Origin of the sequence: Streptomyces sp. NPDC058092, from assembly GCF_042884935.1 — a bacterium.
Lineage (GTDB): Bacteria > Actinomycetota > Actinomycetes > Streptomycetales > Streptomycetaceae > Streptomyces.
The window spans coordinates 60,654-82,494 of record NZ_JBHVSY010000034.1; the positions used below are offsets into that span (position 1 = coordinate 60,654).

General features: G+C 68.3%; 19 protein-coding genes and 1 riboswitch. Of the genes, 5 read left to right on the forward strand and 14 right to left on the reverse strand.

The features are described 5' to 3' along the window. Positions 1-497: 497 nt before the first annotated feature. Positions 498-935: a VOC family protein gene (locus ACFVV1_RS36555; protein ID WP_389998684.1), complete on the reverse strand. Its 438-nt coding sequence runs from the start codon at positions 933-935 to the stop codon at positions 498-500. A 212-nt stretch (positions 936-1,147) separates the two neighbouring features. Here ACFVV1_RS36555 and ACFVV1_RS36560 point away from each other — a divergent pair, with 212 nt between their 5' ends. Beyond that, positions 1,148-1,969 carry a PhzF family phenazine biosynthesis protein gene (locus ACFVV1_RS36560; RefSeq protein ID WP_389998687.1) on the forward strand — a complete coding sequence of 274 codons (822 nt, stop codon included), beginning with the start codon at positions 1,148-1,150 and terminating at the stop codon, positions 1,967-1,969. A gap of 144 nt (positions 1,970-2,113) precedes the next feature. On the opposite strand, the gene ACFVV1_RS36565 is transcribed toward ACFVV1_RS36560, so the two are convergent. Then, entirely contained in the window at positions 2,114-2,893 is a 780-nt protein-coding gene (locus ACFVV1_RS36565; protein ID WP_389998735.1) for a CPBP family intramembrane glutamic endopeptidase, read from the reverse strand. 184 nt (positions 2,894-3,077) lie between these two features. Between ACFVV1_RS36565 and ACFVV1_RS36570 the strand changes: the two genes are divergently transcribed. Beyond that, on the forward strand, positions 3,078-4,865 hold the full coding sequence (locus ACFVV1_RS36570) for a substrate-binding and VWA domain-containing protein (RefSeq protein WP_389998690.1): 1,788 nt from the start codon (positions 3,078-3,080) through the stop codon (positions 4,863-4,865). Positions 4,866-4,974: 109 nt separating this feature from the next. Here the strand turns inward: ACFVV1_RS36570 and ACFVV1_RS36575 are convergent, their stop codons facing one another. Next, positions 4,975-6,480 carry a glutamate-cysteine ligase family protein gene (locus ACFVV1_RS36575; protein ID WP_389998699.1) on the reverse strand — a complete coding sequence of 502 codons (1,506 nt, stop codon included), beginning with the start codon at positions 6,478-6,480 and terminating at the stop codon, positions 4,975-4,977. Between the two features lie 483 nt (positions 6,481-6,963). Here ACFVV1_RS36575 and ACFVV1_RS36580 point away from each other — a divergent pair, with 483 nt between their 5' ends. Further along, positions 6,964-7,557: a hypothetical protein gene (locus ACFVV1_RS36580; RefSeq protein WP_389998702.1), complete on the forward strand. Its 594-nt coding sequence runs from the start codon at positions 6,964-6,966 to the stop codon at positions 7,555-7,557. A gap of 321 nt (positions 7,558-7,878) precedes the next feature. Then, entirely contained in the window at positions 7,879-8,085 is a 207-nt protein-coding gene (locus tag ACFVV1_RS36585; protein WP_093897298.1) for a DUF5999 family protein, read from the forward strand. Between the two features lie 87 nt (positions 8,086-8,172). Here the strand turns inward: ACFVV1_RS36585 and gcvP are convergent, their stop codons facing one another. Beyond that, a complete protein-coding gene (gene gcvP / locus ACFVV1_RS36590; protein WP_389998705.1) occupies positions 8,173-11,058 on the reverse strand; it encodes an aminomethyl-transferring glycine dehydrogenase in 2,886 nt (961 codons plus the stop codon). A 192-nt stretch (positions 11,059-11,250) separates the two neighbouring features. Next, positions 11,251-11,347, reverse strand: a riboswitch (glycine riboswitch). A 113-nt stretch (positions 11,348-11,460) separates the two neighbouring features. Here gcvP and ACFVV1_RS36595 point away from each other — a divergent pair. Further along, positions 11,461-11,829 carry a PRC-barrel domain-containing protein gene (locus tag ACFVV1_RS36595; protein WP_327276384.1) on the forward strand — a complete coding sequence of 123 codons (369 nt, stop codon included), beginning with the start codon at positions 11,461-11,463 and terminating at the stop codon, positions 11,827-11,829. Here the strand turns inward: ACFVV1_RS36595 and ACFVV1_RS36600 are convergent. The 10 genes from ACFVV1_RS36600 to ACFVV1_RS36645 all read right to left on the reverse strand — a co-directional run bounded on the left by ACFVV1_RS36600 (position 11,754) and on the right by ACFVV1_RS36645 (position 21,651). Beyond that, a complete protein-coding gene (locus tag ACFVV1_RS36600; protein WP_389998709.1) occupies positions 11,754-13,208 on the reverse strand; it encodes a DNA polymerase IV in 1,455 nt (484 codons plus the stop codon). The genes ACFVV1_RS36595 and ACFVV1_RS36600 overlap by 76 nt on opposite strands. A 57-nt stretch (positions 13,209-13,265) precedes the next feature. Next, positions 13,266-13,883, reverse strand: a complete 618-nt coding sequence (locus ACFVV1_RS36605; RefSeq protein WP_389998712.1) for a MerR family transcriptional regulator — start codon at positions 13,881-13,883, stop codon at positions 13,266-13,268. Positions 13,884-14,051: 168 nt separating this feature from the next. Further along, the gene (locus ACFVV1_RS36610; protein WP_006123076.1) at positions 14,052-14,525 is read right to left on the reverse strand and encodes a bifunctional nuclease family protein; all 474 of its coding nucleotides are present in this window, start codon (positions 14,523-14,525) and stop codon (positions 14,052-14,054) included. 53 nt (positions 14,526-14,578) lie between these two features. Continuing rightward, positions 14,579-15,322 (reverse strand): MerR family transcriptional regulator, encoded by a 744-nt coding sequence (locus ACFVV1_RS36615; protein ID WP_389998715.1) that lies wholly within the window; start codon positions 15,320-15,322, stop codon positions 14,579-14,581. Between the two features lie 17 nt (positions 15,323-15,339). Continuing rightward, entirely contained in the window at positions 15,340-16,128 is a 789-nt protein-coding gene (locus ACFVV1_RS36620; protein WP_389998717.1) for an FHA domain-containing protein, read from the reverse strand. Positions 16,129-16,318: 190 nt separating this feature from the next. Further along, the gene (locus ACFVV1_RS36625; RefSeq protein WP_389998720.1) at positions 16,319-17,107 is read right to left on the reverse strand and encodes a DUF881 domain-containing protein; all 789 of its coding nucleotides are present in this window, start codon (positions 17,105-17,107) and stop codon (positions 16,319-16,321) included. Positions 17,108-17,112: 5 nt separating this feature from the next. Then, a complete protein-coding gene (locus tag ACFVV1_RS36630; protein WP_003970459.1) occupies positions 17,113-17,445 on the reverse strand; it encodes a small basic family protein in 333 nt (110 codons plus the stop codon). Further along, positions 17,442-18,284: a DUF881 domain-containing protein gene (locus tag ACFVV1_RS36635; RefSeq protein WP_389998737.1), complete on the reverse strand. Its 843-nt coding sequence runs from the start codon at positions 18,282-18,284 to the stop codon at positions 17,442-17,444. Before ACFVV1_RS36635 ends, ACFVV1_RS36630 begins: the two co-directional genes overlap by 4 nt. Positions 18,285-18,433: 149 nt before the next feature. Then, entirely contained in the window at positions 18,434-20,929 is a 2,496-nt protein-coding gene (locus ACFVV1_RS36640; RefSeq protein ID WP_389998723.1) for a sugar phosphate nucleotidyltransferase, read from the reverse strand. A gap of 113 nt (positions 20,930-21,042) precedes the next feature. Continuing rightward, the gene (locus ACFVV1_RS36645) at positions 21,043-21,651 is read right to left on the reverse strand and encodes a CDP-alcohol phosphatidyltransferase family protein (protein WP_389998726.1); all 609 of its coding nucleotides are present in this window, start codon (positions 21,649-21,651) and stop codon (positions 21,043-21,045) included. Between the last annotated feature and the right edge of the window lie 190 nt (positions 21,652-21,841).

A 21,841-nucleotide genomic window follows, 5' to 3' on the forward strand; every position in this document is an offset into this window, starting at 1 on the left:
TCGGAACCGGTCGCTTGACAATCACCTCGGCCGGTCACTGCTGGGGTGATGCGGGACAGGGACGTTGCATGCCCTGGTCCACGGGCCGCTCGGCGCTCCTGTCGGCGTGCACGTCGCGTGAGGTCCGGGTACGCCGGAGCCGCTGCCCGGCGAACGGGAAACCTTCTCGGAGGTGGTGGCCGCTCTCGCCGGCGCCCGGCTCTGTACCGGTTCGGCGCGGCCGGCGTCGCTGGCGTACTCGGTGTGCGTGGTGCGGCCGGGCACTCGGGGCCCACGACCTGTCATCCCCGGCATCGACCTCAGCCCGCTTCCAGCGCCGCGACCGGCCCACGCGCCGCTGCGCCTCGCCGCCCCGGCTGAAGACCACCGGGCGGCCACCCCACGGACGGCCACTTCGACGAAACCCGCAGCGTCCCTGCGGATGCAACCGCAGGAACCAACGGGCCTTCTGGACCTCGGCGTTGGTCAGCACCCGCAAAGGGCTGAGGCAGTCGCCGTCAGACCAGGCAGAACTCGTTTCCCTCCAGGTCTGCCAGCATCACATGATCGGGTCTGCCCAGCAGTTCGTACTCATGGATCACAGTCGCACCCGCCGCGGTCAGCCGCTCCACCGCCTGGACCACTCGCGGCCATCGCACCTCCCAGGGCACATCACGACCGCCCCCGACCTGCACGTCCAGATGCAGTCGGTTCTTCACCACCTTCGACTCCGGCACGTGCAGGAAGGCCAGGTTGGGGCCCACCCCGTCCGGATCGCAGAGGTACGCACCCTGATCCCACTCGTCCTTCGGGATCTCGTGATGAGAGAACCATTCCTCCCAGCTCCCGAAGCCCGCGGGCGCGGGCTTCGCCGTATAGCCCAGTGCCAGCGCCCAGAACTCGGCCAGCTTCGCCGGGTGCGTGCAGTCGATCGTCAAGTTCCACTTGGTCCCCATGGGGCCTCCTCGGTCCGACGGGGAACCGTACCGCCCGCCTCTGACACCACCCGGTCCGCCGCATCGCGCCCAGCTCTCACGGTTCGTGGACGGAGGAACAGCCGGAATCGGTGGCAGGCGCTCGGAGTCCCGGCCGGCGGCCGGGCATTTCGGTCCAGCGACACCGAATTGGCCTTGTCCTGCCGCGTTCCGTCGCACTTATGGTCGGCGTCATGAGGATCCGAATCGTCGACGCGTTCACCGACCGCCCCTTCAGCGGGAATCCGGCAGGAGTCCTGCTGCTGGACTCCGACACCTTTCCCGACGACGCGCAGCTCCAGTCGATCGCCACGGAGGTCAACCTCTCCGAGACCGCTTTCGCCCACCGGCTGCCACTGGGGGGCGAAGCTGACTGGGCACTGCGCTGGTTCACCCCGACGACAGAGGTGGACATGTGCGGGCACGCCACCCTCGCGACCGCGCACGTCCTGCACACCACCGGGGCGGCGAGCGGCACGGTGCGTTTCACGGCGCGATGCGGAATCCTCACGGCGACCGGCCACCCGGACGGCACAGTCACCCTCGACTTCCCCACAGCCCCTCTGACGCCGGAGCCCGTCCCGGCCGGGCTGGGCGCCGCCCTGGGCGCGGAACCCCTCTCCGTGCACGACACCGGCCCCCACATCGGCGACCTGGTCGTGGAACTGGCCGACGAAGCGACCGTACGAGGATTGGCCCCGGATCTCGCCGCGGTGGCCCGCCTCTCCCGGCGGGGCGTCGTCGTGACGGCCGCCGCCGAGAACCCCTCCCGCGGCTACGACTTCGTCTCCCGCGGCTTCTTCCCATGCGTCGGGATCGATGAGGACCCGGTGACCGGCAGCGCCCACACCGCACTGGCCCCCTTCTGGTCGGCCCGCCTCGGCCGTGACGAGCTGACCGGACTACAGGCCTCCGCCCGTTCCGGACTGGTCCGCACCTCGCTGCGCGGCGAACGCACCCTGCTGACCGGCAGCGCCGTCACGGTCATCGACGGCGAACTGCTCACGGCACTCTGAGCCTTCCGGCGACAACTCGACGGAGGGCGTACGGACCACTCCCGTACGCCCTCCGCACCAATCACCGATCACCGATCACCGGCACACCACCCACCGACGCCCGTCCGCACACGTCGAACACCCCCCGACCGGCCCCCACCCCGCTCACGGCGTAGGCAGCCACCCCACCTTCCCGGCCAGCAGGGCGTATCCGACGAACGCCCCTATGTCGAGCAGCGCATGCGCCGCCACCAGCGGACCGACCCGCCCCCAGCGCCGGTACAGCAGCACGAAGACCACGCCCATCACCAAGTTGCCGATGAAGCCACCGATGCCCTGATACAGGTGGTACGAGCCGCGCAGCACCGAACTCGCCGCCAGGGCGGCCATCGGCGTCCACCCCAACTGCCCGAGCCTGCGCAGCAGGTACCCGACGACGATCACTTCTTCCACTACGGAGTTCTGCAGTGCGGACAGGATCAGGACCGGGAATCTCCACCACACGTCGGGCAGTGACTCCGGGACCACCGTCAGATTGAAACCGGCTGCCCGCGCCACCAGGTAGAAGGCGAGCCCGGCGCTTCCGATGCCCGCCGCGACCAGCGTGCCGCGTCCCAGATCCGGCCACGGCCTGGACCGGTCGAAGCCGATGGCGCGCAGGCCGGTGCCCTCCCTGATCAACAGATGCGCAACGAGGGCGACGGGCACCAGAGCCGTCGTGATACCGAAGAGTTGCCAGGCGAGATCCAGCCATGGACGCCCCGGCGCGTACGAGCTGTTGAGGGTCGCGGCCTGTTCCTTCAAACCGCCTGGTTTCGTCAGTGATCCAACAAAACTGATCAGGGCAGACACCCCGCTGGCTCCCAACGAGAGAGCCAGTACCAGCACCGTTTCGGACCGCAAGATCCGTTGCGAAACAGCCTCCTGGGGAAAAGAATCAGTCACGCGCCCCGCCTCCACCTGTACACCTGCCTTGAGTTGTGCATTCACGCCCCATGCCCCGCCGCACCCCGCTAGGGTCTCGAATGCAGGTACGAAGATCATGCGCGACAGGCCGGGGGACAACCACCATTGCCGATGGTGTGGTCCCCCTTTTCCTTGTTCATCCTCAAGGAGGGGCACCACCGACATGGGACGTCACAGCTTGCCCGACGACTACGCGACCGGTGGAAGCGGGGACAGTCCGCCGCGTCGTCGGCGCACCGTTGCGATCGCGACCATGCTCGTCCTCGCGGTGGCGGCGGGAACGGTAGTCGCGGCCCAGGGCGGCCTGCTGTCGTTCTCGAAGTCCTGCGAGGACTCCGCCGTACGTCTCACCATGGCGGCCTCACCGGACATCGCCCCCGCCGTGCGGGCCGTCGCCGACAAGGCGCGCGAGGACGATCTGAGATCCGACGGCCGCTGTCTGTATGTGCGGGTCGTCGCGCGCGATTCCTACAAGGTCGCCGACGCCATCTCCTCCGGTACCCGTGCCCCGGACTACCAGATCTGGCTGCCCGACTCCGACCTCTGGCTCGACCGGGCCAAGGGTTCCGGCGACGGCATCCCGATCACCGGAGGCGATTCCATCGCCTCCTCCTCCGTCACCATGGCCATGGTGCCGTCGGCGGCCAAGAAGCTCGGCTGGCCGAAGAAGAAGTACTCGTGGGCCGAACTGACGGCCGCGGCCCTGGACTCGGACAAGGTGCGCCTGGGCTCGGCGGACCCGGCGCGCAGCGCCACCGGGCTGCTCGCCCTCTCCAGCATCGGCACGTCCTCCGAGAAACAGGGCGGTGACAGCGACACCAGGGTCGCGACGACCGCCAAGCTGCTCGCGCAGCGCATGTCGGACGGCGACACCCAGGTGCTGGAAACACTGGCGCAGAGCGATTCGGGCGCCGAGCAGGGCAATCCGGACCGCAACCAGGCGGTGCTCCTCTCCGAGCAGGCCGCGTTCGCGCACAACGCGGGGTCGACCGGCGGCGGAAGGCTCGATCTCTTCTACCCCAAGGACGGCACCCCGCTGCTCGACTATCCGTACACGCTGGTCGACGAGACCAGGATGAGTACGGCCGAGGGCCGGGCGGCGCTGCGGTTCATGACGCTGCTGAACGAGCCGGAGGCGCAAGCCACCCTGAAGAAGCACGGCTTCAGGAACGTGGACGGAACGGCCGTGGAGTCGGTGGTCGCGTCGGCGGGCGGAAGCAAGCCCCAGCCGTACGCCACCGCGGCCACCGCGGCGCCGTCCGCCGAGGACCTCCAGCAGACGCTCGGCATGTGGACGATCACGGTACAGAGCGCGCGGCTGACGACGGTTGTCGACGCCTCGGGTTCGATGGCCACGATCGTGCCGGGGCGCAACCAGTCCCGGATGGATGTCACCAAGGCCTCCCTGATCCAGGCCCTCAACCAGTTCACCCCGAACGACGAGATCGGGCTCTGGGAGTTCGCCACCACGCTCGACGGCGACAAGGACTACCGCAGGCTGGTTCCGACCGGCCGGCTCGGCGATCCGGCGAAGGGCGGCGGTACGCACCGCGAGAGGCTCACCGCGGCCTTCTCCGAGCTGCAGCCGGTGCCGGGCGGCGCTACCGGCCTGTACGACACCGTTCTGGCCGCGTACAAGGACGCCCAGGCGACGTATGCGAAGGGCAAGTTCAACGCCGTGGTGATCCTCACCGACGGCTCGAACCAGGACGACCGCTCCATCTCCCGCAGCGCCCTGATCGCGGAACTGAAGCGGATCGCCGACCCGGAGCGTCCGGTGCCGCTCCTCGCCATCGCGGTCGGCCCGGAGGCCGACCGCGAGGAGGTGAACGAGATAGCGAAGGTGACCGGCGGCGGGGGCTACCAGGTCACCGACCCTGCGGATATCCAAGCCGTGATTCTGCAGGCCGTCATGACGGCAGGGCAGAGCAACCACGCCACCCAGGAGTAGCCCTCCGCGCGGACGGGACCCACGGCGGACGACGTCAGCCGGGAGCGGTGGCAGCCCGCCGACGCCCGCCACAACGGCTGCCCGTCACGAGGCGCCCGCCACGATGAGATCACCGTGCCGGGACACCCGCCGGCCAGTTGTGCACGGGCTCGCCGCTGTGCATCAGTTCGGCGTACCGGCGGGTGGTCGCGGCCAGTGCGGCATGCCGTTCGAGCCCGGTCTCCCGAGCCCAGTGGTAGGTGTCCACCTGCCAGGACGCCCCGTTCACCCGTCGCCTGCAGCGCTCCTCGATGACCCCGAGATAGCGGTCCCGGTCCGCGGGCTCGATGTTCCAGGCATCGAGCCCCGCGGCAGCCAGCGGCAGCAGTTCCTCCCGTACCAGCTTGACGGCCGGCACCCGGGTCAGCCCGCCCGAACGGCCCGGACGCGGCCAGATCAGTTCCGCGTCGATGCCGTGGCGGCAGGCGGCGTCGAAGTTCTCGGCCGCCGCTGCGAACGGGAGCCTGGTCCACACCGGACGGGACTCCTCGGCGAGCGCCCGCACGAGCCCGTAATACAGCGCGGCATTGGCGATCACATCGGTGACGGTGGGGCCGGCGGGCAGGACCCGGTTCTCCACCCGCAGATGGGGTACGCCCTCGGCCAGGCCGTACACGGGCCGGTTCCAGCGGTAGACCGTGCCGTTGTGGAGCACCAGCTCCTGCAACTGCGGCACCCCGCCCTCGTCGAGCACCCGCAGCGGTTCCTCCTCGTCGCAGATCGGCAGCAGCGGGGGGAAGTAGCGCAGGTTCTCCTCGAAGAGCTCGTACGCCGAACCGATCCAACGCTCGCCGAACCAGGTCCTGGGCCGAACCCCCTGGTTCCGGAGTTCGGGCGGTCTGGTGTCCGTGGCCTGCTGGAAGAGCGGCGGCCGCGACTCCCGCCACAGCTCCCTGCCGAACAGGAAGGGGGAGTTGGCACCGAGGGCGATCTGGACTCCGGCGACGGCCTGCGCCGCGTTCCAGACGGCCGCGAAGCGCGTCGGCGTCACCTGCAGATGCAGCTGAACCGATGTGCAGGCGGCCTCGGGGGTGATCGAGGAGGAGGTGCAGACCAATCGCTCCACGCCGCGTATATCGAGGGAGAAATCCTCGCCCCGCGCAGCCACCATTTGATCGTTCAGCAGTGTGTAGCGGTCCGCGTCCGAGAGGTTCGCCGCAACGAGGTCCGCATGCCCAAGGGTGGGCAGAATTCCAATCATCATGATCCCCGCATCGACCTCGCCCGCCTTCCGGTGGGCATATCCAAGGCCGGTCCTGAGCTCTTCGGCCAGCTGATCGAAAACGCGTCCGTCCAGGTGGTGCGGGACTATGTTCACTTCCAGATTGAACATCCCGAGTTCGGTCTGGAAATCACGGCTCGCGATGCGCGGGAGCACCTCCCCATTCATCATCTTCGGCATGCCGTCGGCGCCTGCCAGATTCAGCTCGATCTCCATGCCCATGAGGTTGCGGGGGCGGTCGAACCCCCGCTCCTCCAGGAGCCTCTCCAGTCCCTCCAGGCACTGGTGGAGCTTCCTCCGGTACCTGTGCGGATCGGACAGATCAAAGGCGCCCGCCACGACCTTCTCCCCCATCGAAGCGTCCCTCCCTCGAGTGGGCGGCCCGCGGCCCAGGCCGCTCGCGTCACGGTCGATAATGCCCAGGCCGGGTGATCCATAACGCCCCGCGATCGCCGCACACCCAGTAATCTGAGGGCGGTCGTCCGGGGCACATTCCATCGGCATGGCGCAGTTCGCAGTTTCCACCGCCGGGCGCGCGGTGAAAACGCCGAAGCGTTTCGGCCGACCGCGTCGAGGGAAAAATCCCTGACGGCGACTGCGCCGCCGACGACGAATCAGCGTAATCTCCGCATAATAAAGTCTTGATACCGCCTTGTCAGCAATACCTGCGACGGCTAGTGGAATCAGTGCGTGAACACGTGTCGTATAAACTTCGCGGACGAGGCAGAGAGTTGACGCACCGGCCCAGTCACCGGCCTCCTCTGGCCCCGCACGCCGACAGCGCCGTCTGCACCCGCCCACGCATCACCGTGTCTCCGAAGTGAGAGGCGACCCACTATGCCGCTGCATGTTCCCCCGGCTCCCGCGCCCGCTGTCCGCAGCGTTCTCGCGGCACTCGGTTCACCCACCGCAGTCCGCGAGGCCCGCACACCGGCTCTCCGATCCGCCCAGGGGCCACTGAGCCCCGAACTCCCGCTCCCCGTCCATGTACTGGAGCGGATCGGCCCGAGCGGGCTCGCACCCGCCACCCGGCTCGCCGCGTGGCGGTTCGTGATCCGCAGCTCGGAGCAGGCGGTCGCCGCGGCGGACACCATCCTCACTCCGGACGGTTGGACCTTCTCGCACTTCTTCGAGGGCCCGTACATCGCCTCGACCGAACTCGCCCTGCGCCAGGCCGAAACGGTGACACCCCACTACCAGCCACGGTTGCTGTCCATTCCGGAGCTCTACATGCTGGCGCTGTGGCTGCACGGCGACGCCGATGCCGACGCGGCCGACGGCGCACTCGCCCCCGCCGATCTCCTGGTACCGCTGGCTCCCGCCCCGCCGGGAATCGCGGCCCACCGCCCGCACCGGGTCGCCGATCTGCTCCGCGTGATGACGCTGCGCATCACCCCGGGCCCCGGCCCCCTGCTCGGATCGCCGGCCTGACAGCGGCCGCACCTCACACCACAGCGCTGTGCCCCGCCATCGTCTTCGGTGGTGGGGCACAGCGCTGCGCGGCGCATGTCCCGCCCATCCGGACTAGCCCGGTCCGGCCACCCCGAACCACCCGAAGTGACAGTGCAGTTGCGGTGAACCGTCCAGCCGGGTGACGCGTCCTCGGAGTAAGGAGAAGTGCTGCTGCGAAATCCCTGCGGATTGACGCCCGTGGGGCAACACTGGGATCGGACCGATCGATACGGGGGAGCGGCCATGAACACCTCGTCAAGCCGCAGGACATTCACTACAACGCAGCGAAAGAACCCAGCCATGTGCCAGCACCAGCCACCATGCCCGACCGCCGACTCAGCCGACCGGGAGGCCGCCCGTCTGACGGCACACCACCCGGAACAGGGCTGGAGCCTGCTGTGCAACGGCGTCCTGCTCTTCGAGGACACCGGTGAGCTGCTCCCGGACGGGCAGATCATCGCCCCGCACCGGCCCCTGGAGACCGGCCGGGTGATGAAGGCCGCCTGACCCCGGCCTGTACGAACTGGGGCCGGCCCGGAGAAAACTCCGCACCGGCCCCGACGCATGTCCGCGTCACGCCCTGCCGCTCATGTCTCAGTTGTCGTACTCGTCCAGCGGAGGGCAGGAGCAGACGAGGTTACGGTCGCCGAAGGCACCGTCGATCCGGCGCACCGGCGGCCAGTACTTGTCCGCGGCCGAGACACCGGCCGGGAAGACCGCCACCTCACGGCTGTAGCCGTGCTCCCACTCCCCGCCCAGCATCGCCGCGGTGTGCGGAGCGTTGCTCAGCGGGTTGTCGTCCGCGCTCCACTCGCCGGAAGCCACCTTCTCGACCTCGCCGCGAATGGCGATCATCGTGTCGCAGAAGCGGTCGAGCTCCGCGAGGTTCTCGCTCTCGGTCGGCTCGATCATCAGCGTCCCGGCGACCGGGAACGACATGGTCGGCGAGTGGAAACCGTAGTCGATCAGACGCTTGGCGATGTCGTCGACGGTGACGCCGGTGGCCTTGGAGATGGGCCGCAGGTCCACGATGCACTCGTGCGCTACCAGCCCGGCCGGGCCGTTGTACAGGATCGGGTAGTGCGGTTCGAGGCGCTTGGCGATGTAGTTGGCGGCGAGTACGGCGACCTGCGTCGCACGCTTCAGGCCCTCACCGCCCATCAGGCGTACGTAAGCCCAGGAGATGGGGAGAATGCCGGCCGAGCCCCACGGAGCGGCCGAGATCGGTCCGACACCGGTCTCGGGGCCCGCCGCGGGCTGCAGCGGGTGGTTCGGCAGGTACGGCGCGAGGTGCGCGCGCACACCGACCGGGCCGACGCCGGGGCCGCCGCCGCCGTGCGGGATGCAGAAGGTCTTGTGCAGGTTCAGGTGCGAGACGTCGCCACCGAACCGGCCCGGCTTGGCGAGGCCGACCAGCGCGTTGAGGTTGGCGCCGTCGACGTACACCTGACCGCCGGCGTCGTGCACCTCGGCGCAGATGTCCGCGACGTGCTCCTCGAACACGCCGTGCGTCGACGGGTACGTGATCATGAGCACGGCGAGCTCGTCACGGTGCGTCTCGATCTTGGCGCGGAGGTCCTCGATGTCGACCTCGCCGTCGTCGGCGGTCTTCACCACGACGACCTTCATGCCGGCCATCACGGCGCTGGCGGCGTTGGTGCCGTGCGCGGAGGACGGGATGAGGCAGACGGTCCGCTGGTCGTCGCCGTTGGCCCGGTGGTACGCCCGTACGGCCAGGAGGCCGGCGAACTCGCCCTGCGAGCCGGCGTTCGGCTGGATCGAGACGGCGTCGTAGCCGGTGACCTCGGCGAGGCGCTCCTCCAGCTCACGGATGAGGGTGAGGAAGCCCGGCGCCTGCTCGGCCGGCGCGAACGGGTGCAGCGCGCCGAACTCGGGCCAGGTGATCGGCTCCATCTCGGTGGTCGCATTCAGCTTCATGGTGCAGGAGCCGAGCGGGATCATGCCGCGGTCCAGGGCATAGTCCCGGTCGGCGAGCTTGCGCAGGTAGCGCAGCATCGCCGTCTCGGAACGGTGCTGGTGGAAGACCGGGTGGGTGAGGATCTCGTCGGTGCGCAGCAGGCCCTCGGGCAGCACGTCGGCAGCCGCGGCGTCCAGCGCCTCGACGTCCCCGCCGACGCCGAACGCGGCCCAGACGGCGGCGATCTGCGTACGGGTGGTGGTCTCGTCACAGGCGAGGGAGACGAGGTCCGTGTCGACGAGCCGCAGGTTGACGCCGCGCTCGCGGGCGTCGGCCACGACATCGGCGGCCTTCCCCGGAACGCGCACGGTGAGGGTGTCGAAGTAGGCGCCGGTCACGACGTCGATGCCACTGGCGCGCAGGCCCTCGGCCAGGATCGTCGCGTAGCGGTGGGTACGACGGGCGATCGTCCGCAGCCCGTCCGGGCCGTGGTAGACGGCGTACATCCCGGCCATGACGGCGAGCAGCACCTGAGCCGTGCAGATGTTACTGGTGGCCTTCTCGCGCCGGATGTGCTGCTCGCGGGTCTGCAGCGCCAGCCGGTAGGCCTTGTTGCCGTCCGCGTCGACGGAGACGCCGACGAGGCGGCCGGGCAGGCTGCGGGCGAGCTTCTCGCGTACGGCCATGAAGCCGGCGTGCGGTCCGCCGAAGCCCATCGGCACGCCGAAACGCTGCGTGGTGCCGACCGCGATGTCCGCGCCCAGGTCGCCCGGTGAGGTGAGCAGGGTCAGGGCCAGCAGGTCGGCGGCGACCGTGACGATCGCACCCAGTTCGTGGGCCTGCTCGATCAACGGCTGGACGTTCCGCACCGCTCCGGAGGCGCCCGGGTACTGCACCAGCACACCGAAGACGCCGCGCTCGGCAATCTCTGCCGGGATGCCGTCGGAGAGGTCGGCGACGACGACCTCGACACCGGAGGGCTCCGCGCGGGTCTCGATGACGGCGATCGTCTGCGGCAGGGCGTCGGCGTCGACCAGGAAGACGCCGTTCTTGACCTTGCCGACGCGCCGCGAGAGCGCCATGGCCTCGGCGGCCGCGGTGCCCTCGTCGAGCAGCGAGGCGCCGGAGGTGGGCAGCCCGGTCAGCTCGGCGACCATCGTCTGGAAGTTGAGGAGCGCCTCCAGGCGGCCCTGCGAGATCTCCGGCTGGTACGGCGTGTAGGCCGTGTACCAGGCGGGGTTCTCCATGACGTTGCGGAGGATCACCGGCGGAGTGAAGGTGCCGTAGTAGCCGAGCCCGATCATCGGGGCCAGCACCTGATTGCGGCCGGCCAGGGCGCGCAGCTCGGCGTGGACCTCGGCCTCGGTGCGGGCGGCCGGCAACCGGAGTGCCTCCGCGCTCTTGATGACATCGGGCACCGCGGCCGCGGTCAGCTCGTCCAGCGAGCCGTAACCGACCTGGGCAAGCATCTTCGACTGCGCCTCGTCATCGGGACCGATGTGGCGCTGCTCGAACGGAATACCCTGCTCCAGCTGGGAGAGCGGAGTGCGACGGGGGGTCATGGTGGAGGCCTCCTGGTCTGTCACGACCTGCGAGGGGCACCACGGCGCGGGTGCCCGGACGGCCTCCCCCTCTGTCATCTCAACCTGAGAGCTTCACCGGCGCGCCTTGCGGCGTACCGGCTTTCACCGTCGGTGAGGAAGGGAACCGACGGCGCTCGGCCGCACGGAACCCGCCCTGCTTTCCAGAGTGACCTCGTCCGCGCGGTACGGGGGCCTGAGAGATTCCGGGGAGGATTTGCTCCTTCGGCGCCTCCGGATTCGCTCCGGAGGACTCTCCCGCACGGGGTCAGCAGCCACGACCAGCCTACCAGCGGGATTCTTGGCGGAATTCTCGAGTGGCCAACCCCCCGGATCTGCACTTTTGTAGTGCTTGTGGAGTAGCCGCGACCAGTGGGAGGGACCGTGCAGACCGACATCGATCCGCGCAGCCTGATCGGCCGCAAGGCGTTCGACCGCAAGGGCACCAAGATCGGAACCGTGGACGAGGTGTACCTCGACGACGCGACCGGTGTACCCGAGTGGGCAGCCGTACGTACCGGACTCTTCAGCCGGGACGCGTTCGTCCCGCTGGAACCCAGCGAGTTCGTGGAGGATTCGCTCCGCGTCCCCTTCGACCGGGCGCTGATCAAGGACGCACCGGACTTCGGCGTCGGTCGCCATCTCTCACCGGAACAGGAGCTCCAGCTCTACCGGCACTACGGTCTGGACTCCCCTCCCGAGGAGACCGGCCCGGACAGGGACTTCGGCAGACTGGCCGGCCAGGACGAGTAGTCCACCGGATTCCGCACCAGCGGCAGCGGATCGGCCGGTTGCAACTGCGCGTCGTCGATCCGGAAGGTGCGCACCCGGCCGGGCGCCGACTCCGGTTCCTCGAACCGCACCGTGACCCGGCCGACACCGCTGCCCTGCACCCAGCCATGGCCGTAGACGTCATGGCGTACGTCGTGTCCGGCGGGCCAGCGTCGCGCGGCGAGCTGTTCGGAGGTCTCGGGGGTCTCCTCCCCCGCACCGCCGGCCGGCTCGGCCCCCACGTCCACCGCATCCTCCTCCGCCGCTTCCCCGGTCGCGGCCCGCTCACCGGCCGCCTGTGCGAAGAGGTCCTCCTGCGTGTAGTCGGCGAGCCCCGTGACGCCCACCCCCAGGAGCCGTACGCCTCCGGTGGTGTCCACCGCCTCCAGAAGCCGCGCGGCGGCCTCCCGGACCACCGTGGGGTCGTCCGTCGGCCCACGGAGCGTCTCGGATCTCGTGAGCGTGGAGAAGTCGTACCGGCGCACCTTCAGCACCACCGTCCGCCCGGACCGCCCCGCACCCCGCAGCCGCTGGACGCATCGGCCGGCCAGCCGCTCCACCTCCGTCCTGACCCGCACCCGGTCGTGCAGGTCCGCGTCGAAGGTGTCCTCGACCGACACCGATTTCGCGTCCCGCTCCGCGACGACGGGCCGGTCGTCGTATCCGAACGCCATCCGGTGGAGCGAGCCGCCGTGTGCCTTTCCCAGCAGCCGTACGAGCTCCGCCTCACCCGCCTCGGCCAGGTCATTGACGGTCGTCATCCCGGCGCGGCGCAGATGATCCGCCGTCGCGGGCCCGACGCCGGGGAGGATCCGTACCGGCATCGGTGCGAGCAGCTCCCGCTCCGTGCCCGGCTCGATGAGCAGCAGCCCGTCCGGTTTGGCCTGCTCCGAAGCGATCTTGGCCAGCATCTTGGAGCCGGCGAGCCCGACCGAGCCGGTCAGCCCGGTGACCGCCTTGATGGCCGTACGCAGCTGCCCGCCGATCTCCAGCGCGGAAGCCGTGTCATCGGCCGCCCCACCGGCTTCCAGGTCCACGAAGGCCTCGTCCAGGCTGAGCGGCTCGACCAGCGGGGTGAGCCGCCCCAGCAGCTCCATCACTTGGTCGCTGACCGTCCGGTACAGCAGGAAGCGGGGCACCAGATAGGCCGCATTGGGGGCCAGCCGCCGGGCCTGCGCCATGGGCATCGCCGAATGGACTCCGAAGCGCCGTGCCTCGTACGACGCGGTGGCGACGACTCCGCGTGGCCCCAGCCCACCTACCACGACCGGTTTTCCTCGCAGGCTGGGCTTCGCCGCCTGCTCGGCAGAGGCGTAGAAGGCATCCATGTCGAGATGCAGGATGGTGGGCGCGGCTCTCACATCAATCGATGCTGCCCCATGGCACTGACAATCGCCGCGCCTGATTCCCCGCCCCCGTCAGCCGGCGCGGTTGCGCCGTCGCGCGAGCTCATCGGTGGGGTTGTTCCCGATCAGTGTCTCGCCGGTGTCCACGCGCTCTCCGTGCAGCTGCGACAGCGCGACGTCGACGTCCTGCCACACCACGCCCACGGCAATGCCGAAGACCCCCTGGCCGCCTTGGAGCAGGTCGACGACCTCGTCGGGCGAGGAGCACTCATAGACCGTCGCCCCGTCGCTCATCAGCGTCATCCGCTCCAGGTCCTGGAACCCGCGGGCCCGCAGATGCTGAACCGTGGTGCGGATGTTCTGCAGGGCGACGCCCGTGTCCAGGAAACGCTTGACGATCTTCAGCAGGACGACGTCCCGGAAGCTGTAGAGCCGCTGTGTGCCCGAGCCGTATGCCGGACGGACACTCGGCTCGACCAGCCCCGTGCGCGCCCAGTAGTCGAGCTGCCGATAGGTGATCCCCGCAGCCGCACACGCTGTCGGCCCCCGATAGCCGATGTCGTTGGCCGATGCCACGCCGCCCCCCGCCACCGCCGCCGGTTGAACCGGTTGCCTGATGGTGTGGTCGGCTGTACTCCCCTGCTGCGGATACGGCCCACCCGCTGCCGTACCGTCGCCGCTGCTTCTCACGCCGACCTCCGTCCTTGACCTGCCATCTCGAAGGTAGGAGGTCACTCGGGGTGCGTCAACGATCGCCACACTCGGCACGCCGAGTGATAATCACCCTGAGGGTGGTTTCCCGTGACTCGTGAGCGGGAAAGGCTTGTCGAATGCGCTGACGGCGACCCCGTAGAACGGTCACTGACTGTTGGTGCCGAAGTCCTCCGGCGAGATCTGATCGAGGAACTCGCGGAACTTCTCCACCTCGTCCTCCTGTTCGTCGGGGATGGCGATGCCTGCATCGTCGAGCACCCCGTCGCTGCCGTAGATGGGCGTTCCGGTGCGCAGCGCGAGCGCTATGGCGTCGGACGGCCGCGCGCTCACCTCGACCCCGCTGGCAAAAACCAGCTCCGCGTAGAAGACCCCTTCTCGCAGGTCCGTGATGCGGACCTCGGTGAGCTCCTGGCCGACGGCCTCGAGCACATCCTTGAAGAGATCATGGGTCAGCGGCCTGGCCGGAGCCATGCCCTGCTGGGCAAAGGCGATCGCGGTCGCCTCACCAGGACCGATCCAAATGGGGAGGTACCGGTCGCCTCCCACTTCACGCAGGAGCACGATCGGTTGGTTCGAGGGCATTTCCACCCGGACACCCACAACGTCGAGCTCGTTCACACAGCAACCCTAGGACGTGCTCGGCAGGTTTGGGTAGTCGGGCACCGACGAGATCAGTGGAACCGGACCTTCAGAGCGGTCTGCACAAGGGCCGCGTGAAGTCGTACGGACAGCTCGGCGAGCTCCCTCGCGGTGGCCTCCGCATGCGCTCTGGTCTGCGGATTCCGGTGCCGCCGCAGGGGCGCGACCACCTGCTCGATGAGCCCCGCCTCGCGGTCGGCGGCTGCCCGGATGGCACGGAGGTGACGCGGTTCCAGACCGAATCGGCCCAGATCCGCCACAAGCTTGGCCACCGTGACCATCTCGGCGTCATAGCCGCCCTCGCCGCTCGGAGCGACCAGGCCGTACGACTCCCACTCATCCAGGTCGCTCTCGGTGACCTCGGTCGCCGCGAGCAGCTCGGCACGGCCGATCCGGGCCGCGGTCGCCCTCCCGGACCCCGCGCCCCAGCCACCGTCTGTCAGATCCCGGGGGCCGTCCCTGGAGGGCAGGGCGGACTGATCGCCGCGGGCGAGGGCATCCAGATGCTCACGGATGACCTTCAGCGGGAGGTAGTGATCCCGCTGCATACGCAGCACCTGCGCGAGCCGCTCCACGTCGGCCGCACGGAACTTGCGGTAGCCGGAGGGGGTCCGTTGCGGCTCGACAAGCCCTTCGGCCTCCAGGAATCGAATCTTGGAGATCGTGACTTCGGGAAACTCGTCCCGCAGTTGCAGGAGCACCGTGCCGATGCTCATCGGGCGGTCATCGGCGGTGGCGGTGCCGTGACCGGCACCGCCCGTCGGTGTTCTCAGCATGGACCTTCCCTGACGGGTCAGATGGCCCGCTGGCTCGCGTAGAAGACCAGCCGGTACTTGCCGATCTGCACTTCGTCACCGTTGGACAGAGCGACGGAGTCGATGCGCTCACGGTTGACGTAGGTGCCGTTGAGGCTGCCCACATCCCCGACCGTGAAGCTTCCGTCGGGGCTCCTGCGGAACTCCACGTGCCGCCTCGACACCGTCACGTCGTCGAGGAAGATGTCGCTCTGCGGGTGGCGGCCGGCCGTGGTCAGCTCGCTGTCCAGCAGGAAGCGACTGCCGGAGTTCGGACCGCGCCGCACCACGAGCAGCGCCGACCCGAGCGGAAGGGCGTCGACAGCGGCCTGCGCCTCGGGCGAGAGGGACGGCGCGAGCATCTGCCCGGTGGCCTCCGCCTCGTACGCCTCGAGACCTGAGATGGAAATGGTCGAGGTCGTCTCCGAGGCACGCTCGGGAATTCCGCCCCTCAGCGGCGCACCGCAGTTGGAGCAGAAACGACTGGCCTCGGCGTTGCGATGCCCGCACCTCGTACAGACCGGCATGGACGAACCCTCCTGCCTCGGGGTAAACCCTCCACCCGTACCTGAGGTTGACGGTTCTCCGAAACCTATGCGGCCGGCACCGGCAGGGTCAACAGACGACGCGCCGGAAGCGCCCGAATTGTCACTGCCCGAACCCGACACCTGATCGCGGAAGAGCGGGCGCTCCGAGCCCTGCTCATCCGGCTGGCCATGGCGCGGTGCGCGATGGCGGGCAGCCTCATCGCGAGCGCTCTTGCCGAACAACTTCCCAAACAACTTCACGGGCGATTCCCCTTGACCGAAATAGACCCGCCCGTGGGGCAGGACGAACCCTGAATGAACACACCTGCCGACCCGGACATCTTCACAACGTCCGTATCCACTCGACAGTTTCCACCACGCACCACCATTACGATGCGGCGACCCCCCGCAGCCGCCTGCCCGTGTCCTTCGCCCCCTCGGTGCCGCGGCCTCACGGGGACGACGACCGAGCGTAGTCAGGCCGCTTTGCCGGTCGCAAGACGTCCACGACGATGTCGTCGGCCTGCTCAACATGCACGGTGGCCTGCTCCTTCTCCAGTGTCTGCACCACACCGCCGGGGATGTTCAGCGCCGGCTCCAGGTCCTGGGGCTTGCCTATCACCTTGAACACGTACGGCGCGGTGATCTTACGGTCGTCAACCTTGACCTTGCCGCCGTCACCGGAGAAGTACGTATTGGCCACCACTCTGACGCCATTGACCTCGATCGCCTCGGCGCCTGCCGCACGCAACTCCTGGAGCGCATCGAGCAGCATGTCCGCCTTGACTCCGTTTCCCGGGTCGTTGACGGTGAGGGTGATCCCGGGCCCGTGTGCGGCCACGCTGCCCGCGAGGACACCGAGTTGCCGTTCCTTTTCCAGCGTCTGCTTGCGCGCCTCCTCGGCCTGGTCGGAGCTGTTCTCCAGCTCCGTGCGCTGAGCGTCGAGACGCTGCTTCTCGTCCTCCAGACGCTGTGTGCGGTCGTCCAGCTCGTCGAGAATGCGGACGAGGTCCTCCTGGCGGGCACCTCGCAGTGCGCTGTTGTCACTGTTCGAGCGGACCTGAATGGCCAGCCCGAGACCAAGGACGAACAGCAGCAGCGCGACGATGAGTTGGGCTCGTGTCACCCGCGGCGGCCACAGCCCGGCGATAAGCCGCTGACGCCCGGTGAGCTCCTTGGCAGCGTCGGCCGGCTGCTCGCCGAGGTGCTCCTTGCCGCTGGGAAGTTCTTCGTTGCTCATCGGCCTCAGGCCCGGAAGACGTGCCGGCGGATGGCCGCGGCGTTGGAGAAGATCCGGATCCCGAGCACGACCACCACACCGGTGGAGAGCTGTGCGCCGACGCCCAGCTTGTCGCCCAGGAACACGATCAGTGCGGCCACCACAACATTCGACAGGAACGACACGACGAACACCTTGTCGACAAAGATTCCGTCGAGCATGGCCCGCAGACCACCGAAGACTGCGTCGAGTGCAGCCACCACAGCGATCGGAAGATAGGGCTCGACCACCGCCGGCACCTCGGGCCGGACCAACAGTCCGACCACGACTCCCACGACGAGGCCCAGTACGGCGATCACGATGTGCCCTTCCCTGTCTCTGCGGCCTTGTAAGGCTCTGCTGTTCGTACGATCAGGCTCGGCGCGACCGGGAGGCTCACCTTCTCCTGGACGGACATGCTCGTCCGGATATCGAAGGTGTCCTTGAGCGCCTGCAGGTACTGGCCGTCGGCACTGTCCTGGAATGCACTGCTCAACGGCTTCCCGTCCCCCACCGCCAGCACCGTGTACGGCGGCACGAGCGGTCTGTTGTCGACCAGTATGGCGTCGCCGGCCGCGCGGATCGCCGACAGGGCCGTCAGACGCTGCCCGTTGATCGCGATCGCTTCCGCACCGGACTGCCACAGGCCGTTGACGACCCGCTGCAGGTCCCGGTCGCGGACCCGCCCGGTGTCGGAGAATCCGCTGGTTTCCCTCGGCCCGCCACCGCCCTGGTCGGAGTCCTTGGCGTCGTCGACGACGAGTTTTACGCCGGGCCCTTCCACCGGCGTCGCGCCGGCGAGCAACGCCACCAGCTCCCCCTGGTCCCCGCCGTGCTTCTCCAATGCCTTGCGCTGTCGACTGCCCACATCGTCCCGGAGCTTGTCGACCTGCGCCTCGAGGTTGTCCGCCGCCGCCGTCTCCCCGCCGATGCGGTCGATCAATTCCTCGCGCTCCTTGGCGAGGACCGGCGCGGCGACGCGTGCCTGCGCGGCCCCTAGCGTGACGACAAGGGCAGCAAGCACCAGACAGGCGGCGAGGCCGAGTTTCGCCTTGAGTGTGCGGGGCAGTCCCGCGCTCCCGTCGGCCTTGCTACGCGCCGATGCCTCGGCGTACCCGTCGTCGAGGCTGTGGTCCATCACATTGGTCAGCAGCGACATGGACGCGTCGGGGCGCGGGGCGGTACTCCGATCGGGGGGCTGCTGCGACATGCCGCACATCGTCGCACGTCGCCACTGCTACCGCCGAATGGCCCCACCGGTGGGCCCGCAGGCGTCGCTCGACGACTCCGGGGCCACCGGTGGAACCCTCAGTGACCTGCGCTGTCCACGACCGCTGCCCATTCGTCCAGCAACGCCTGCGCGGAGGCGTCGTCCGGGCCCTCGGCCCACAAATGGGTGACAGCCTCGGCCGGGTCCGGAAGCACCATCACCCATCGCCCGTCGGCCTCGACAACCCGCACACCGTCCGTCGTGTCGACACTGCGGTCCCCGGCGGCCTCCACGACCCGGCGCATGACCATGCCCTTGACAGCCCAGGGGGTGGCCAGATCACGCCGCAGGACGTGGGCACGGGGAATGCGGGCATCGATCTGGCTGAGGGTGAGCTGGGTCCTGGCGACGAGCCCGAGAAGTCTCACGAAGGCGGCGGAGCCGTCGAAGACACTGCTGAATTCGGGAACGATGAAGCCGCCGCGGCCGTCTCCGCCGAAGATGGTGCCCTCCTCACGTCCCACACGCGTCAGATCGTCGGGCGATGTCGTCGTCCATTCGACCTGCGTGCCGTGGTACGCCGCGACCTGCTCAGCGACCCGTGTCGTGGTCACCGGCAGCGCCACGCGCCCGCTGCGCCGCTCGGCAGCCACGAGGTCGAGCATCACCAGGAGCGCCCGATCGTCCTCCACGATCCTGCCCCGTTCGTCGACCAGGGAGAGCCGCTCACCGACCGGGTCGAATCGCACGCCGAAAGCGGCCCGCGCCGAGGAGACGATCTCGCCCAGCCGCACCAGTCCGGACCGCCGGGTGTCGGCGGATTCGGTGGGCCGGGATTCGTCCAGGCCGGGATTGATGGTCAACGCGTCCACGCCGAGCCGTCCGAGCAGGCTGGGAAGGACGAGCCCGGCACTGCCGTTGGAGGCGTCGACGACGACTTTGAGAGCCGCGTCGGCGATCCCTGCGGTGTCCACGTTCCGCAGCAGCGATCCGGTGTACGAGTCGAAGACGCTGGACGGGAAGTGTAGGTCCCCGATCTCCCCCGGGAAGGCCCGGCGGTACTCCTGACGTGCGTAGACCCGGTCCAGCTTCCGCTGGCGTGCCTGCGAGAGGTCCGCGCCCCGCTCGTCGAAGAACATGATGTCGACCGAGTCGGGCACGCCGGGGGACGTACGGATCATGATCCCGCCGGCACTGCCGCGCGCGGTCTGCTGGCGCGCGACGGGCATCGGTACGTTCTCGAGGTCCCGTACGTCGATGGCGCTGGCCTGAAGCGCGGAGATCACCGCTCTCTTCAGCGCACGGGCACCGCGGGAGTGGTCACGTGCGGTGGTGACTGTCGAACCCTTCTTGAGAGTCGTGGCATACGCTCCGGCAAGCCGGACCGCCAGCTCCGGCGTGATCTCGACGTTCAGAATCCCGGATACACCACGGGCCCCGAAGAGATGAGCCTGCCCCCGCGATTCCCAGATCACCGAGGTATTGACAAAGGCACCGGCCTCGATGGTCTTGAACGGGTAGACGCGAACATTTCCCTGAACGATCGATTCCTCACCGACCAGACATTCGTCGCCGATGACCGCGCCGTCCTCGATGCGGGCGGCCCGCATGACGTCGGTGTTCTTACCGATCACGCATCCGCGCAGGTTGCTGTGCTGACCGATGTAGACGTTGTCGTGCACCACGGCCTTATGCAGAAAAGCGCCGCTCTTGACAACGACGTTGGACCCGATGACCGTGTGCTCGCGAATCTCCACGCCGGCTTCGACCTTTGCGTAGTCCCCGATGTACAGGGGGCCCCGCAGAACCGCGTCGGGATGCACTTCGGCGCCTTCCGCGACCCATACGCCCGGCGAGATCTCGAAGCCGTCGATCTCGACGTCGACCTTGCGCTCGAGAACGTCGGCCTGGGCCTTCACATAGCTCTCGTGGGTGCCGACGTCCTCCCAGTAGCCCTCGGCGACATAGCCGTAGATGGGCTTGCCTTCCTTCATGAGCTGCGGGAAAACATCACCGGACCAGTCCACGGAGACGTCGGCCTCGACATAGTCGAAAACCTCGGGCTCCATGACGTAGATGCCTGTGTTGACGGTGTCCGAGAAGACCTGCCCCCAGGTGGGCTTCTCCAGGAAACGTTCGACCTGGCCCGCTTCGTCGACGATGGTGATGCCGAATTCCAGCGGATTCGGCACACGGGTCAGGCATACGGTCACCAGCCCGCCCTTTTCCTTGTGGAAGGCGATGAGATCAGTGAGATCGAAGTCGGTGAGTGCATCACCGGAAATCACGAGGAAGGTGTCGTCCTTCAGCGCTTCCTCAGCATTCTTCACGCTGCCCGCAGTGCCGAGCGGTTTCTCCTCATTGGCGTAACTGAGCTCCATCCCGAGCTCTTCGCCATCCCCGAAGTAGTTCTTGACCAACGAGGCGAGAAACTGGACCGTTACGACGGTCTCATTGAGCCCGTGCCGCTTGAGCAGCCGAAGCACATGCTCCATGATCGGCCGATTGGCGACGGGTAGAAGCGGCTTGGGCATGCTTGAGGTCATGGGGCGAAGACGAGTACCTTCGCCGCCAGCCATCACGACGGCCTTCATGTCGGAAACGTCCTCCTTGAACAGACGACAGTTTGGCCGACTTCGCCCGTCGGGGCGCCATCCGAATCATCAGCGGCGGGCCGGCCACTCTGCGCGGCACCGCATCAGCGAGCTCAATCGGCTACTACATCCGCCTTGACGAGTCTGCGGACCTGAACCACGTAGAGGATCCCTGCCCACCAATAGAGCGTTGTACCCCAACCTGCGAACGCCCATCCGAAAACAGCGGCCAGCGATGCAAGCCAACCACTTCCATCGCTGAGCAGCAACAAGGGGAACGCGTACATCAGGTTGAACGTAGCTGCCTTCCCCAGGAAGTTCACCTGGGGCGGCGGATAGCCATGACGGCGAAGGATTCCCACCATCGCGAGGAGCATCAGCTCGCGGGCCAGCAGTGCCGCAGTGAGCCAGAGCGGCAGAATCTCCCGCCAGGTCAGGCCGACGAGGGTCGAAAGAATGTAGAGGCGGTCTGCGGCAGGGTCCAGGAGCCGGCCGAGGCTGCTGATCTGGTTCCACCGTCGAGCGAGCTTACCGTCGAGGTAGTCGCTGACCCCGCTGAGCATCAGCACCAGCAGTGCCCAGCCATCGCTCTTGGGCCCGCCGAACTCGGGGCGAAGAATCAGCCACAGGAAGAGCGGAACCCCGACAAGGCGAGCCATGCTGAGGATGTTGGGGATGGTGAGTACCCGGTCCGTCTGGACCCGAGTCTCCTGGACCTCCACCCGGGGGCCTCCTGTGTGAAGAACGTGCCAATGATGCCCCCTGACCCTACCCTCAGCCACCGGCGGCGGCTGCACGGGGGTATCGCAAAAACTCATGAACGCAGAAAAGCCCCGTGCCACAAGGGCACGGGGCTTTCCGTAAAAGGAGTTCGGCGGCGTCCTACTCTCCCACAGGGTCCCCCCTGCAGTA